At 31.8% G+C, this 13,212-nt stretch carries 13 protein-coding genes and 1 riboswitch; of the genes, 2 read left to right on the top strand and 11 right to left on the bottom strand.

Going from position 1 to position 13,212, the window contains the following annotated elements:
• Positions 1 to 84: 84 nt before the first annotated feature.
• From G6N05_RS11520 to G6N05_RS11505, 4 genes are all read right to left on the bottom strand, one after another.
• Positions 85 to 1,839 (bottom strand): T9SS type A sorting domain-containing protein, encoded by a 1,755-nt coding sequence (locus G6N05_RS11520; RefSeq protein WP_166129181.1) that lies wholly within the window; start codon positions 1,837 to 1,839, stop codon positions 85 to 87.
• 104 nt (positions 1,840 to 1,943) lie between these two features.
• Positions 1,944 to 3,668 carry a T9SS type A sorting domain-containing protein gene (locus G6N05_RS11515; RefSeq protein ID WP_166129177.1) on the bottom strand — a complete coding sequence of 575 codons (1,725 nt, stop codon included), beginning with the start codon at positions 3,666 to 3,668 and terminating at the stop codon, positions 1,944 to 1,946.
• 178 nt (positions 3,669 to 3,846) lie between these two features.
• On the bottom strand, positions 3,847 to 4,185 hold the full coding sequence (locus G6N05_RS11510) for a T9SS type A sorting domain-containing protein (RefSeq protein WP_166129173.1): 339 nt from the start codon (positions 4,183 to 4,185) through the stop codon (positions 3,847 to 3,849).
• Positions 4,186 to 4,306: 121 nt separating this feature from the next.
• Entirely contained in the window at positions 4,307 to 5,104 is a 798-nt protein-coding gene (locus G6N05_RS11505) for a THC0290_0291 family protein (protein ID WP_166129169.1), read from the bottom strand.
• A 219-nt stretch (positions 5,105 to 5,323) separates the two neighbouring features.
• Between G6N05_RS11505 and gdhA the strand changes: the two genes are divergently transcribed.
• A complete protein-coding gene (gdhA, locus tag G6N05_RS11500; RefSeq protein ID WP_166129165.1) occupies positions 5,324 to 6,667 on the top strand; it encodes an NADP-specific glutamate dehydrogenase in 1,344 nt (447 codons plus the stop codon).
• Between the two features lie 86 nt (positions 6,668 to 6,753).
• On the opposite strand, the gene G6N05_RS11495 is transcribed toward gdhA, so the two are convergent.
• The 4 genes from G6N05_RS11495 to G6N05_RS11480 form a co-directional block, all read right to left on the bottom strand.
• On the bottom strand, positions 6,754 to 7,398 hold the full coding sequence (locus tag G6N05_RS11495) for an HD domain-containing protein (protein ID WP_166129161.1): 645 nt from the start codon (positions 7,396 to 7,398) through the stop codon (positions 6,754 to 6,756).
• Positions 7,399 to 7,474: 76 nt separating this feature from the next.
• Positions 7,475 to 8,464: an acyl-ACP desaturase gene (locus G6N05_RS11490; protein ID WP_166129156.1), complete on the bottom strand. Its 990-nt coding sequence runs from the start codon at positions 8,462 to 8,464 to the stop codon at positions 7,475 to 7,477.
• A 5-nt stretch (positions 8,465 to 8,469) separates the two neighbouring features.
• Positions 8,470 to 9,204 carry a lysophospholipid acyltransferase family protein gene (locus G6N05_RS11485; RefSeq protein WP_166129152.1) on the bottom strand — a complete coding sequence of 245 codons (735 nt, stop codon included), beginning with the start codon at positions 9,202 to 9,204 and terminating at the stop codon, positions 8,470 to 8,472.
• Positions 9,205 to 9,299: 95 nt separating this feature from the next.
• Positions 9,300 to 9,710, bottom strand: a complete 411-nt coding sequence (locus tag G6N05_RS11480) for a BrxA/BrxB family bacilliredoxin (protein ID WP_166129149.1) — start codon at positions 9,708 to 9,710, stop codon at positions 9,300 to 9,302.
• Between the two features lie 150 nt (positions 9,711 to 9,860).
• Here G6N05_RS11480 and G6N05_RS11475 point away from each other — a divergent pair, with 150 nt between their 5' ends.
• Positions 9,861 to 10,688, top strand: a complete 828-nt coding sequence (locus G6N05_RS11475) for a hypothetical protein (protein WP_166129144.1) — start codon at positions 9,861 to 9,863, stop codon at positions 10,686 to 10,688.
• Positions 10,689 to 10,821: 133 nt separating this feature from the next.
• Here G6N05_RS11475 and G6N05_RS11470 read toward each other — a convergent pair whose 3' ends face one another.
• From G6N05_RS11470 to G6N05_RS11460, 3 genes are read right to left on the bottom strand one after another with little or no spacing between them, the layout of a single operon-like run.
• The gene (locus tag G6N05_RS11470; RefSeq protein ID WP_166129141.1) at positions 10,822 to 11,958 is read right to left on the bottom strand and encodes a lycopene cyclase family protein; all 1,137 of its coding nucleotides are present in this window, start codon (positions 11,956 to 11,958) and stop codon (positions 10,822 to 10,824) included.
• A gap of 41 nt (positions 11,959 to 11,999) precedes the next feature.
• Positions 12,000 to 12,386 carry an acyl-CoA thioesterase gene (locus G6N05_RS11465; protein ID WP_166129137.1) on the bottom strand — a complete coding sequence of 129 codons (387 nt, stop codon included), beginning with the start codon at positions 12,384 to 12,386 and terminating at the stop codon, positions 12,000 to 12,002.
• A gap of 9 nt (positions 12,387 to 12,395) precedes the next feature.
• Positions 12,396 to 12,878, bottom strand: coding sequence for a PAS domain-containing protein (locus G6N05_RS11460; RefSeq protein WP_166129133.1), 483 nt, complete (start codon positions 12,876 to 12,878; stop codon positions 12,396 to 12,398).
• Positions 12,879 to 12,949: 71 nt separating this feature from the next.
• Positions 12,950 to 13,084, bottom strand: a riboswitch (adenosylcobalamin (AdoCbl) riboswitch).
• Positions 13,085 to 13,212: the final 128 nt, after the last annotated feature.

Below are 13,212 nucleotides of genomic sequence, written 5' to 3'. Positions count from 1 at the left end.
ATTAGTTGTACGTTGCTTTTCTGTTTTTTGAGCATAAAAAAAGCACCAACTAAGTGGTGCTTTTAAGATATTTTGAAAAACTAATTACTCGATAATTAATTTTTTAGTTGAAGTTTTTCCTTCTTCAGTAATTTTTACGATGTAAAGACCAGAAGTTAAGTTTGCAACATTAACTGTATTGTTAACTACATTAGCGTTTACAACTTCTTTACCTAACATGTTTATAATTGAAACATTGATGTTGCTATTTAAAGCAGTTTCAATAAATAAATTATTTTTTGTTGGGTTTGGATACATTTTTAATCCATCAATTTGAGAGAAAGATGCAGATCCTAAAACCACATTTAAATCAGCTGTATTTCTTGAAGTAACATGAGGAACTGCAGCACTTCTTCCTACAATAGCGTAAATATTAGTTGCAGCTACTGGTTTCGGAGTATTCATATAATTTGCTTCAGTAAATAAAGTTCTGAATAAGATTACGTCAGCTCCTGTATTAATATTAAAAGTTGTAGCAGTAGTTGGGAAATTAGGAGAAGTAAGGTCAAAAGTTACATTGTTAATTTGTACTAATTCACTTTCGTAAGTTGCTGCTGTTGTTGCAGCATTAATGTCAGCAATTGTAACTACTTGTGGAGTAACAACGTTTCCTGAAGAGATTACAGTTGCGTTAGTTGAAGGAATAAATTGTAATAATGAACTAAATAAAGTCGCTTGACCTTTTAATCCACCAATTGCATCACCAGCTACCATTGGAGTAGTAATTGTACCAGCTACATCATCAATTAAAATTCCGCCTGTAGCATCTTGAATGTATTTTTGGTTTCTAGAAGCTCTTGCGTAAGTAATAACTGGATTACTTGTAACTTGGTAATATTTATTTGCACCATTTGCAACAACATCAGCTCTTACTGCAGCTAAATCAGCTGCAACAGTGTAAGAAGCAATAGTGAAAGTAAAAGTAGTGTTTACTGCAGGAACTATAGCAACATGAGAATTATCTACTAATTCTAAATAAACTGTATAAAGACCTGGAGTTAAACTTGTTAATGAAATTGGTGTCGTGTCATACTTCATAACAACTGAACCACTATTAACTGTATAGTGAATGTGTCCGTTTCCAGTTCCGTTAGCTACATTAAAATTATTAACACCTAAAGTTAAAGACATTGAAGTTGTTTCTGGGCTGTATGTTAAACCGGTTGAAGGTGAAGTTACTGATAAACTTGGTGCTGTACAGCTATAAGCTGCAACTGTAGAGTTTCTTGGATTTACACTTGCTAAAGCAAAATCTGTTGAATTGTTATCTGTATCAGTACATCCGTTGTTTCCTCTATGGAAAGCAAGAGTATTGTTAGTTCCTGTAGTTGGAAATGCTGCAGTTTCAAAAGAAGATGCAGTACCAAAACCTAATAAATCTACATATCCAGTTGTAACAACAGTTCCTGATAATGCAGTAGTATTATTTACTAATGCAACTTTACCATTTGCTCCAGCCATATTTATAGGTGAAGTAGTTATATCTGCGTCTGGTGTTGGTAATGCAATTCCAACCGCTGCTTGCGACGCTAATTTAACTAAAAAATATTTTCCAGCTCCAATTGTAGAAGCAGCTGGGATTGCGTTAACAGCCCAAGTACCAGTTGCTGCAGGAGCATATTGTATAGACCATCCAGAAATGTCTACAGATGCTGCACCTTTGTTGTATAATTCAACAAAATCGTGAGTGTAGGTTGCGCCAGCGTTTCCGCCACCACCATAAACTTGACTAATAACTACTTGTGCTTGTGCAGAAATAGTTACAAAAGTTAATAATAATAAAGAGTAAATTTTTTTCATAATTATATAAATTAAATTGAGTACAAAGGTATGAACAAAAATAACTTTTTGGATATTTTTTGTTTTAAAATTAATGTAAATTTAACAAAAGGCAGTTTTTTTATCTAGTTAACTATTAATTTTTTAGTTGAAGTTTTTCCTTCTTCAGTAATTTTTACAATGTAAATTCCAGAAGTTAGGTTAGATAGGTTTACCGTGTTGTTAATCACTTCAGTATTAATTACTTCTTTACCTAACATATTTACAATTGAAACATTGATGTTGCCGTTTAAAGTTGTTTCAATGAATAAATTGTTTTTTGTTGGGTTCGGGTACATTTTTAATCCATCAATTTGAGAAAAAGAAGTTGAAGATAAATTGAAGTCCATTACAGAAGTTGATATTTTTAATTCGTCCACTTTAATTGTAGGTGTAGTATTTGCAGCGTCTTGTCTGAATAAAAACCCTCCTAAAGTTACAATCGCTGTAGTTGTTGCTGTTAATGTTGCTGGTGTTGCATTTGTGAAAGTCAATAAATCTGGATTAATCCATGCTTTTGCAATTGTGTTAGTTGTAAAATCATATCCTATTATTACATATACTACATCTCCAATATTTCTTAAAGTTGCATCATAGTTTGTTGTAGTTGAAGCGCTGTCAAAACCAATTTGGTATTGAGTACCAACTCTTTTTGTAAAAAGTCTTAATTTAAAAGTTAAAGCTTGATCTGTAAAAACTGCAAAGTAAGATTCATTTCCGTCAGATACGCTAGTTACATCTGTAACTGAAAGCATAAATCCTGCATATACTGTACCTGAAGATGTTGGTGTAAATCTTGTGATTACATCGTTTCCTAGTCCGGAAAATGAAGCAGAATTACCTGTAGCAACTAATGGTGCATAAGTTAAATTTCCAGCTTCTATTAAAATTGGGTCGCCAGAACTTACATTGGTCCACTTTTGTTCTGATCCTAATGCATTTCCTACTGTGTAATTGAAAGGTTCGTTAAAAGGTAATGTATTAGTTGGTTTACATTCAGGAGAATTTCCGGTTGTTGTGAAATTACAAGTTCCTCCAGTAACATTTACTGAAAATGCTGTTCCTTCTGTTATTCCTGAAATCACAATGTTTCCACTTACTACAGAAGTTGGATTATCACCACCAATTGTACCTGAAGATGGTGTAATTACATAAGTCGCATTACCAGCACCAGAGAAAGGTATAGTTACATTATAAGTGTCTAAAGCTAAAGTTGAAGCGTTACAAACGGCACCGGGAGCACCTAAAACTAAAGTACATGATGCGGAAACACTAGCAAGTTTAATGTCGTCAATTCTCATTTGTGCACCAGCTGGTTGTGTAAAACGTAATGATAAGGTTGTTGAAGATGGGATTTGATTGCTAGCAACAGTAATTAAATTCCAACCTGTATTCCCTGGTTGAGTAAATGTAACTGGATTCCAAACGGTACCATTAGTTGATGTTTCAACAACCATTTGAGTTCCGATATTACCTGTTGAATGTCCGAATGATAATTGAATGTCTGCTTGTAAGTAAGCAGATGAGTTTATACCTGAAATAATTAAATGTCTTCCAGCTGTAGTAGTTAAAAACACGTTACCGTCTCCTGAAGCACCAGAATAACCAGTTGAAGTTGCGTTAACTCTAACATCACCTGTTCCAGTGTAAGTAATTGGTGCAGCGTTTTGAAATGTAGCTGGTGTTGTTCCTATTGTGTAATTCGCAAGAGTTGTTGTTCCAGTAGGAATACCGAAATTTTCAGTGTAAAACGTTTGTGCGAATGATAATGTTCCAACGAACATTAATAATAAAGAGTAAATTTGTTTCATATGTAAATTTTTTATTTTTTTTTATTGCCATATAATATCGCTTTATTTTCAATGTTGTTTGCTTATACAAACTTGTTGTTAATAGCGATGTCATATTTTAATATTGAGGGGTTTTTAGACACAAGTATTCCTATATTCATAATAATATAATTATAAATATAGGAATATATTAATTTAATTAGTTGATTATAAGTTTTCTAGTTGCAGACGAGTCTCCTTCTTTAATCTTAATGATATAAACACCAGGGTTTAAATTTGAGATGTTAAGTTCTTTAGTGTAAAGTGTAATATCAATTACTTTTTTACCTAATACATCAAAAACCTCTACTTTTTTGTCAAGGTTTAAACGAGAAGTGATATATACTTTCCCTGTATTGTTGGGATTTGGGTATAAACTTAATCCTTCAATAGTAGGTTCTTGAGATTTAGAAGCATTACCATTCTTGCCTTCTTGTGCACTGGCGCTTAAACTAAATGTTAAGAATAAAAGTATAATATAAATGTAATTTTTTGTCATAGTTTCTATTTGTGAAGTAAAGTTATAAAATAAAAATCAATTACCGTGCCATTAGATAAAAAAACTCGTCTAATTTTAATAATTTTAGACGAGTTTTTTCAAATTTATATTTCTTTGTGAATTAATCTAAATAATAAATATAACCAAAGTTTAACCATACGTTCCAGTCATTTACTTTGTTTTCTGGATATTTTGCTTGATCAGGACTTAAACCATCAACATAGTTTGAAAAGTAATATTGCCATCTTAATTCTACAAATAAATCTGACATTTCATTTAATTTATATCTTGAACCCACACTTGAAACAATACTCCAAGTACTTCCTCCGTCATTGTTAACAGCTCCATTTAAAAACTTTTGACCATCATCTATTGCTCCTGTTGTTTGTGAAGTGATTTTTCCACTACCTATTGAAGAACGCACGTTTGGTTTGTAAAAGTTATAATGCGCTCCCAAACCAATAAATGGTCCCCAAGCACCATCCGTAGCGGTAAATTGACGAATACTCCATGGGAAGAATTCCAATTGCATACCAATATCGGTTACTTTAGCTTCACCGTCCATAGCTCTTAATTGCTGTCCACCTAAAGATTGTTTTTCTGCCCATTCACCAAAATGATCTAATTTGGTTTTAGTAAATGAAAGTTCTGTTCTTAATTTGAAGTGATCATTAAAGTATGTTTCTGGCGTATAACAGTTACATTCAGCTCTGTATGAGAAATTCATATAATGTACTAAACCAACTCCGAAACCAGTATTTCCTGCGTTTGTTGTTAAATCGCGTCTTTCACCGAAATCTGATTGAAACGCAACTGGTCCAACAAAAGCACCAACCTCATGCGAAAAACCAAACTGAGCGCTTGAGAATTGGGAGATTCCGATTACTAATAATAGGCTATAAATTATTTTTTTAGTCATTGCAGGGAAATTTTATCCGACAAATATAAAAAAACAAACTTCATATTAAAATATTTTTTTTGTTTTATTCTAAAATTGACGTTTTTTTCATGATTTCTTAGTATGATTGAGACTATTTTCTTTTTTCTTAAAAAAAGGTTATTTTTTTTACGAAAACGATGTAATTTTTTTTAATAACTGTATATTTGCCTTCAGAAAAATTTTTTTAAAAACATAATTATGAGTCAAAGTGTTACAGCATTTTTAGGCGAAGTAGCTAAAAGAAATGCAAATGAACCAGAGTTTATGCAAGCCGTAAGAGAAGTTGCAGAAACAGTTATTCCGTTTATCGAGGAAAACCCTAAATACCAAGGCAAAATGTTATTGGAAAGAATGGTGGAGCCTGAAAGAGTAATTATGTTCAGAGTAGTTTGGATAGATGATAAAGGTACAACTCAAGTGAACAGAGGTTACAGAATTCAAATGAACTCTGCAATTGGACCATACAAAGGAGGAATTCGTTTCCATCCTTCTGTAAACTTAAGTATCTTAAAATTCTTAGCTTTTGAGCAAACTTTCAAAAATTCATTAACTACATTACCAATGGGTGGTGGAAAAGGTGGAGCTGATTTCGATCCAAAAGGAAAATCTGATATTGAAATCATGAGATTCTGTCAAGCATTTATGACAGAATTATCTAAACATATTGGTAGTAATACTGACGTTCCAGCTGGAGATATCGGTGTTGGTGGACGTGAAGTTGGTTACATGTTTGGTCAATATAAAAGATTAAGAAACGAATTTACAGGTGTGTTAACTGGTAAAGGAATTTCTTTCGGTGGATCATTAATTCGTCCTGAAGCTACAGGTTACGGAGATGTATATTTCGCACATAGTATGTTAAAAACTAGAGGTGAAAGCTTTGATGGTAAAACTGTTGTGGTTTCTGGATCTGGAAACGTAGCACAATACGCTACTCAAAAAGCAACTCAATTAGGTGGAAAAGTAGTAACTATGTCAGATTCTTCTGGATATATTTATGACGAAGCTGGTATTGATGCTGAGAAATTAGCATACGTTATGGAAATTAAAAACGTAAACTACGGAAGAATTTCTGATTACGTGAAAAAATATCCATCTGCAAAATTTGTAGAAGGAAAACGTCCATGGGAAGTTAAATGTGATATCGCATTACCATGTGCTACTCAAAATGAATTAGATGAAGCTGAAGCTAAAACTTTAGTAGCTAACGGATGTATCTGTGTGGCTGAAGGAGCAAATATGCCTTCAACTCCAGAGGCAGTTACTGTTTTCACTGATGCAAAAATCTTATTTGCTCCAGGAAAAGCATCTAATGCTGGTGGTGTTGCAACTTCAGGTTTAGAAATGTCTCAAAACTCTTTACGTTTAAGCTGGACTTCTGAAGAAGTTGACGACAGATTAAAAGTAATTATGAAAGACATTCACGAAGCATGTGTACAATATGGTTCTGACGGAAATGGTTATGTAGATTACGTTAAAGGTGCAAACATTGCAGGTTTCGTAAAAGTTGCAGACGCTATGTTAGGTCAAGGTGTAGTATAATATACATTTTAAATTATATAGAAAACGGCTTTCAAGAAATTGAAAGCCGTTTTTTTATCTCCAAACTTATTACTAAAAATTCCCAACTAAAACTTTCCGTTCCATTCATTATAAAACTGTTCTAAAAACGTTTCCATAAAAGTATGGCGTTGTTGTGCGATTTTCTTACCTGATTCTGTATTCATTTTGTCTTTTAGAAGTAATAACTTTTCATAAAAATGATTGATTGTTGGTGCTGTCGAATTTTTATATTCTTCTTTTGACATCTTTAAATTTGGTTCGATTTCCGGATTATAAATTTCTCTATTTTTATAACCGCCATAATTAAAGGTACGAGCAATTCCTACTGCTCCAATCGCGTCTAATCTGTCCGCATCTTGAACAATTTCTAATTCTTTAGAAGTAAATTTCTTTTCGAAGTTGCCGCCTTTAAACGAGATGTTTTCAATAATCGCCACAACATGATTAATAGTTGTTTCCGAAACATTTTCAGAAGTTAAAAAATCTCTAGCGACTTTCGGACCAACCGTTTCATCACCATCGTGAAATTTACTATCGGCAATGTCGTGTAGTAAAGCGGCAAGTTGTACTACTTCTAAATCACAACTTTCCTCTTTCGCAATCAGTAAAGCATTGTTATACACACGTTCCATATGAAACCAGTTGTGGCCGCTTTCCGCGTTTTCTAATTTTTTTTTTACGAAGTTGATCGTGTTTTCTATTACTGACATAGGTGTTAAAATAAAAATTCCAAATTCAAAAGTTACGTTTTAGAATTTGGAATTTATGTTATTGATTTTTTGAAATTTATCTAATTAAAGCTGGTTCTACCCATTTAAAAATATGTCCTTCTTCTGGAATGATCAATCTTTCAGAAATTTTTCTCATTCTTTCTGGTAATTTCATTAGATAATCTCTTGCTTTTTCAGCTTCAGCTGTTAAGCCATTGATGTTTCCAATGTCCCATTTTTCATTTAATTTCTGTAAGATATCTACATAATCTGAAGCAGTGTAAACTCCAATTCTTTGTGCAGAATCTGAAAACGCTTCAAAAGCTGTTCCGATTTTATCACCCGATTCACGTAAGAAAAGTGCTGGCATAGTAATTTTTTGCTTCATCATGTATTGGAAAGCCAACATCATTTCACTTGGATCTACTTTGAAAATCTGATTCACAAATTCGCTATAGGCTAAGTGATGACGCATTTCGTCTCCAGCAATAAGGTTACACATTTTGAATAACTTTTTCTCACCGTATTTCTTAGCAATTAAAGCTACTCTATTGTGTGAAACGAAAGTCGCTAATTCTTGAAAACTAGTGTAAACAAAGTTTTTATATGGATCTCTTCCAGTTCCAATATCAAAACCATCAGCAATTAAATGCTGTGTAGTTTGTTCAATTTCACGCATATTTACTCTTCCAGAAAGATATAAATATTTGTTTAGTACATCACCATGACGGTTTTCTTCACCTGTCCAATGGCGAACCCATTTGCTCCATCCATTTCTTTCTACATTGTCAACACCTTCTACGTCCATTAACCATGATTCGTAGGTTGGAAGTGCTTCTTCTGTGATGGTATCTCCAACTAAAGTTACCCAAAAGTCGTAAGGTAAATCTTTAGATATTTCTCTTAATTCCTTAACTTCTTCTAAAAAATTTTCGTTGTTAGAATCTGGTAACAAATCTGTAGGTTGCCAAATTTTTTCTACTGGAATTAAAAATTCATCCATAAAAGAATCAATTTTTCTTTCCAATAATTGCATGACTTCAAGTCTGATGTTATGTAATGACATGGGCTTTATTGTTTTATATTTTTTTTAATAACTTGTTCTGTTTTTTCGAAAATTTCTTCAAAAGAATACTCAGAAACTTTTAATGGTTCGTGAATTTCTATTGAAATATTTGTGCCTAATCCTAAAGGGAATGCTCCAAATTTATTCATTTTCCACGAGTTATTAATACTAATAGGTACAAAATAGGCATCTGGTGCAAATTTGTACAACATTTTTAATCCATTGGTTGCGAATTCTTTAGGTGCTCCAGTTTTACTTCTGGTTCCTTCAGGAAAAATAACAACGGAATACTTATTTGTATTAATATATTCTCCTACTTTTTTTATTTCTGTTAAGGCTTGTTTTCCGTCTTTTCTATCAATTAAAGCCGAACCACCAATTCTTAAATTTAGCGAAACACTCGGTATACCTTTTCCTAATTCCTTTTTACTAATAAATTTCGGATGCACTTTTCGTAAAAACCATATTATTGGAATAATATCGTGCATACTTTGATGATTACAAACCAAAACTAAAGGTTGGTTTTCTAATAATTTCTCTCTTCCAATAATATCATACGTTGTACCTAAAATATGAGACGTTCTTAAAAGGAAAAAATTTAAAACCGCAACGGATATTCTGTGCGCGTTGTAACCAAATACGTGGTAACAAACCAACTGAATCGGGTGAAAAATTATCAACCACATTAAAAAAACTATCGCATAAAGTACCGATAATGGATACGAAATAATTTTTTGCATACTTTTTTATTCTGATTTTTATGTTGCCAAAGATACTAGTTATAAATAAAAAAAACCACCAAAGCGGCGGTTTTTATAGTATGCTAGCATAGTAGTTAGCAAAATTCGTTATAAGCGTCTTTTAAGTTTTCTGCAATAAGTTCTGCTGGACGACCTTCAATATGATGACGTTCTAACATGTGAACCAATTCACCATCTTTAAACAAAGCCATACATGGCGAAGATGGAGGAAAAGGAAACATGTGTTCTCTTGCTTTGTCAACAGCTTCTTTGTCAACACCAGCGAAAACCGTAACTAAATTACTTGGTTTTTTAGCATTTTCTAAACTCATTTTTGCACCTGGACGAGCATTTCTTGCTGCACAACCACAAACTGAATTTACAACTACTAAAGTTGTTCCTGTTTTACTTATTGCTTGTTCAACTGTTTCAGCTGAATATAAATCTTGAAAACCAGCATCAGATAATTCTGCGCGCATTGGTTTTACCATTTCTTCTGGATACATATTTTTGTATTTAAATAGCGTTTATAAAGTACAAATTTACAAAGTTTTTAGCTTTACACATATAAACTTATCATAAAGATTTGTTATCGTTCTATAAATTTCTTCAAATCCTGAAAATAGTATTTTATATTTGCATCAATTATTTAAGTTATGCGATATTTTATTATACTTTTTTTAAGCGTTACCTCATTCAGTTTTGCCCAAGAACTTAAAGATGCCGAAATTGAAACGGTTAATGTGAAAAGCAAACCAAAAATTGCGACTATTTTAAAAAGACTAAACAAACAATTGCTTAAAAAAACGGATACTACAAGTTTTGTTTTCGATTTACGTCAAATTAATTTAAAGAATTCCGATACGATTATCAATAGAAAAGAAGACCAAATTCTAAAAATTACGAATTTCAATAATTCGTTTTCGAAAAAGAATGTGATTGAAAATAAAGACAATTGGTTTTCTAATTTTAAAGAGATTTTTAAACACTATTCCGCTGATGAATCACCAATTGGTTGGCTTTCTGGTTTTCCGATTCGTAAAAATTTAACGACTACCGACCTTGATTTTTTTAGTCATCCAAACGGTTATGTTTTTACTAGAGAATGGTTAGATAACGATGAATTGTTAGTCACTTTTGTGTCGAAAGGGTTTTATAAAGGGAGTTTTATTGTGGATAAAAACTACAATTTATTACAACTGAATTATGAAACGCAAGAACCGTATCCGTTTTTTTATACAAGTGAAGAAAGTATTGGTAAAAACCATAAATTCACTTCCAATTGGATTTACCAAAGAGAAAAAGTGGCCATGAGTTTTGAAATCGTAAAGAATAAAATGGTTTTAAAATCGTTAACTATCGAAGAAAAATTACGAGATTTTACTTTTAAACGTTTTGATGAAAAAGGAGTTGTTTTTACAGATGCGAATAATTTTTACACGAATTTAAAATTGGTGAATAAGAAGTATTTGGAAGAAGAATAAAAATTTAGCCACGAATTGCCGAATTATATGCTAAGTTTAAAAAAATTAAATCGACGAAGTCGATAAATAATTCGAATCTAAGCGTTAAGAAAAACATTTTTTTTAATTCGAGAATTCGTGGCAAAAATAATAACTAGAAAATTCTCTTCAACAAAGCTTTAATAAACAAACCTTTCGGGCACATCCAAATGACTTTTAGATCTTCCCAAAAAGATGTTTCTTCGTCTAAGAATTTAAAAATTAATGGTGCTTTTTCGGTTTTAAACATACTCGAAAAAATAGCGCTTCCATGTTGATTGGTTTGGTACAAAATGTCAATTAACAACAAATCGTAGCACCAAAATTTATTGATTTTATGAAATTTGGTAAAGTCTTTTCCTGTTTTTAAAAACCGAACTAATTCTTTAGATTTTTTTACCGAATTTTTAAACGTATAACCCGTGCTAGCTTTGCTCCAACCACCAGCTGAACCAATGTTTATGATGTTTTTACTGTTATTTTTCCAAAACGGAAAACAAGTCATGGGAATGTTACCTTGTTCTTTTTCTACAATTTCGTATTCTGTGATTCCTAATTTTTTGATGTAATCTTCAATTTCTCTTTCGTATTCTTCTTTCGATAATAAGTCTTTCGAAAACAATGTGTATTCTAACAAAGCTTCTGTTGAAGAAGTTGGTAACACATACATAAATCGTGTGTTTCCTTTCTGCTCGACAGAAAAATCCATAAAAGTTGTGCAATTTTCTGTGAAAACAGCTTCCTTACTTTTGATAAACCAACCAATAAAATGTTGTTGCACCAAAGGAATTTTTTTTTGCGATTTTACAAGTTCTGGATTGTAAATACTATTGAAAACTTTGTTACAAGTAAACGATTTAGTTTTGGTTTTCACTACACAATGATTGCCTAATTCTGAAAAATCAACGACTTCATCTTGAAACATATCAATGTTTGTATGTTTGGCAATTTCATCGAAAATTAACTTATAAAAATCTGCACTTCGAATCATTTTATATTCGTACGGATTTAAATTTAACTGATTGGTGAAGTCTTTGTTTTTAAACCAAGCTAGTTGCCATTTTTTAGCACTAATTTCATCAAATAAATTTTTGGTATCCCAAAAACACCAGGTTCTATCGTTTTTGTTTTTCGAATCGGAATCTATCAGCAATATTTTTTTATCAGAAAATCGGCCAGATTGAATCATTTCAAAAAGGGTTAATAAAGCTGATAATCCGTTTCCGGTAAAAATGTAATGATAGTGGTTCATAGTTTCAAAAGTACTTCTTTTAAGTTGAATTTTAAAAAAGATTATTCCACTTTAACAGCTTTTTTGTTTTCGTCAATCGCAACGAAAGTAAATTCGCCTGTAATGGCTTTTTCTCTAGAATTCGAATACATTTCTTCAATAAAAATATCTACTCTAACTTTTAAACTGGTGGTGCCTAAATACGTCACTTTTCCAATCAGTTCTATAATTGTTCCATGTGGAATTGGTCTTTTAAAATCTATTTTATCACTACTTACGGTTACCATTTTTTGGCGACTATATCTGGTTGCTGTGATGAAAGCAACTTCATCCATAAATTGCATGGCAGTTCCACCAAATAAAGTATCGTAATGATTGGTTGTGTTTGGAAATACGGCTTTAAAAACTCTTGTTGTAGAATCTTTAATTTTTTCTTCTTGTGTTTTCATATATTTGGATTAAGAGGCAATTCTTTCGAATGCAATGTAATTTACTAAGTTGTTGTTAGAATCAAATTTAGGATAGGCTTCAATTTCGCATCTATACATGGTGCCATCTTTTTTATAATTAATGACAATTTCTTTAAAAGGATGATTTTTGCTAATTGCCATTCTGATTTTTTCTCTAGTTCTATCATCCGTTAAAGCACCTTGAAACATTTTTGGCGTTTGTCCAATAATTTCAGAAGAACGATAGCCCGTTAATTCAGAAATTTCTTTTGTAGTAAACAGAATAGTAAGATTTTTATCAGTAACAATCACAGATTTATTGGCTATTTGATTGTGATAATCTTCTTTATTGATCCATTTTTTTTGAAGGGAATTAAAAGCTGTAATTTCTACATTCGGATGGCTAAAAATATCCCATGAAAGTATCGGTAAAGGCAAGATTCTTAATTTTTTCTGATATTTCGCCCAAGCTAAGTCATAGTTGTCAAACATATTTTATTCATTTTTAAAGTTTTGAAAATGAATAAAACAGAGCTTTTCTTCATTGTAGTGAAATGAAGAAAATTCTAGCTTATGCACTTTCGTGATGCGTAAACAAAAATCAATTATATGTATCTGACTTATTTCTAAAAGAAAATCACAGTTGCACGACAGTTCGAGAATTTAACTCGATTCCACATTGAAAAGTAAAAACTACTTCTCAGAAATTAATTTTAATATTTGGTAAAGTTATGAATTTAAAAATAAAGACTGCTCAAAAAGGGCAGTCTTTAATCAAACACAAACAAAATTCAAAGTTTAAAAGAAACTCTGGTTTTTTTTTCTA

This window comes from Flavobacterium bernardetii, assembly GCF_011305415.1.
Classification (GTDB): domain Bacteria; phylum Bacteroidota; class Bacteroidia; order Flavobacteriales; family Flavobacteriaceae; genus Flavobacterium; species Flavobacterium bernardetii.
Note: the sequence above shows the minus strand (reverse complement) of the source record. Positions and strands in the feature narration are given on the sequence as shown.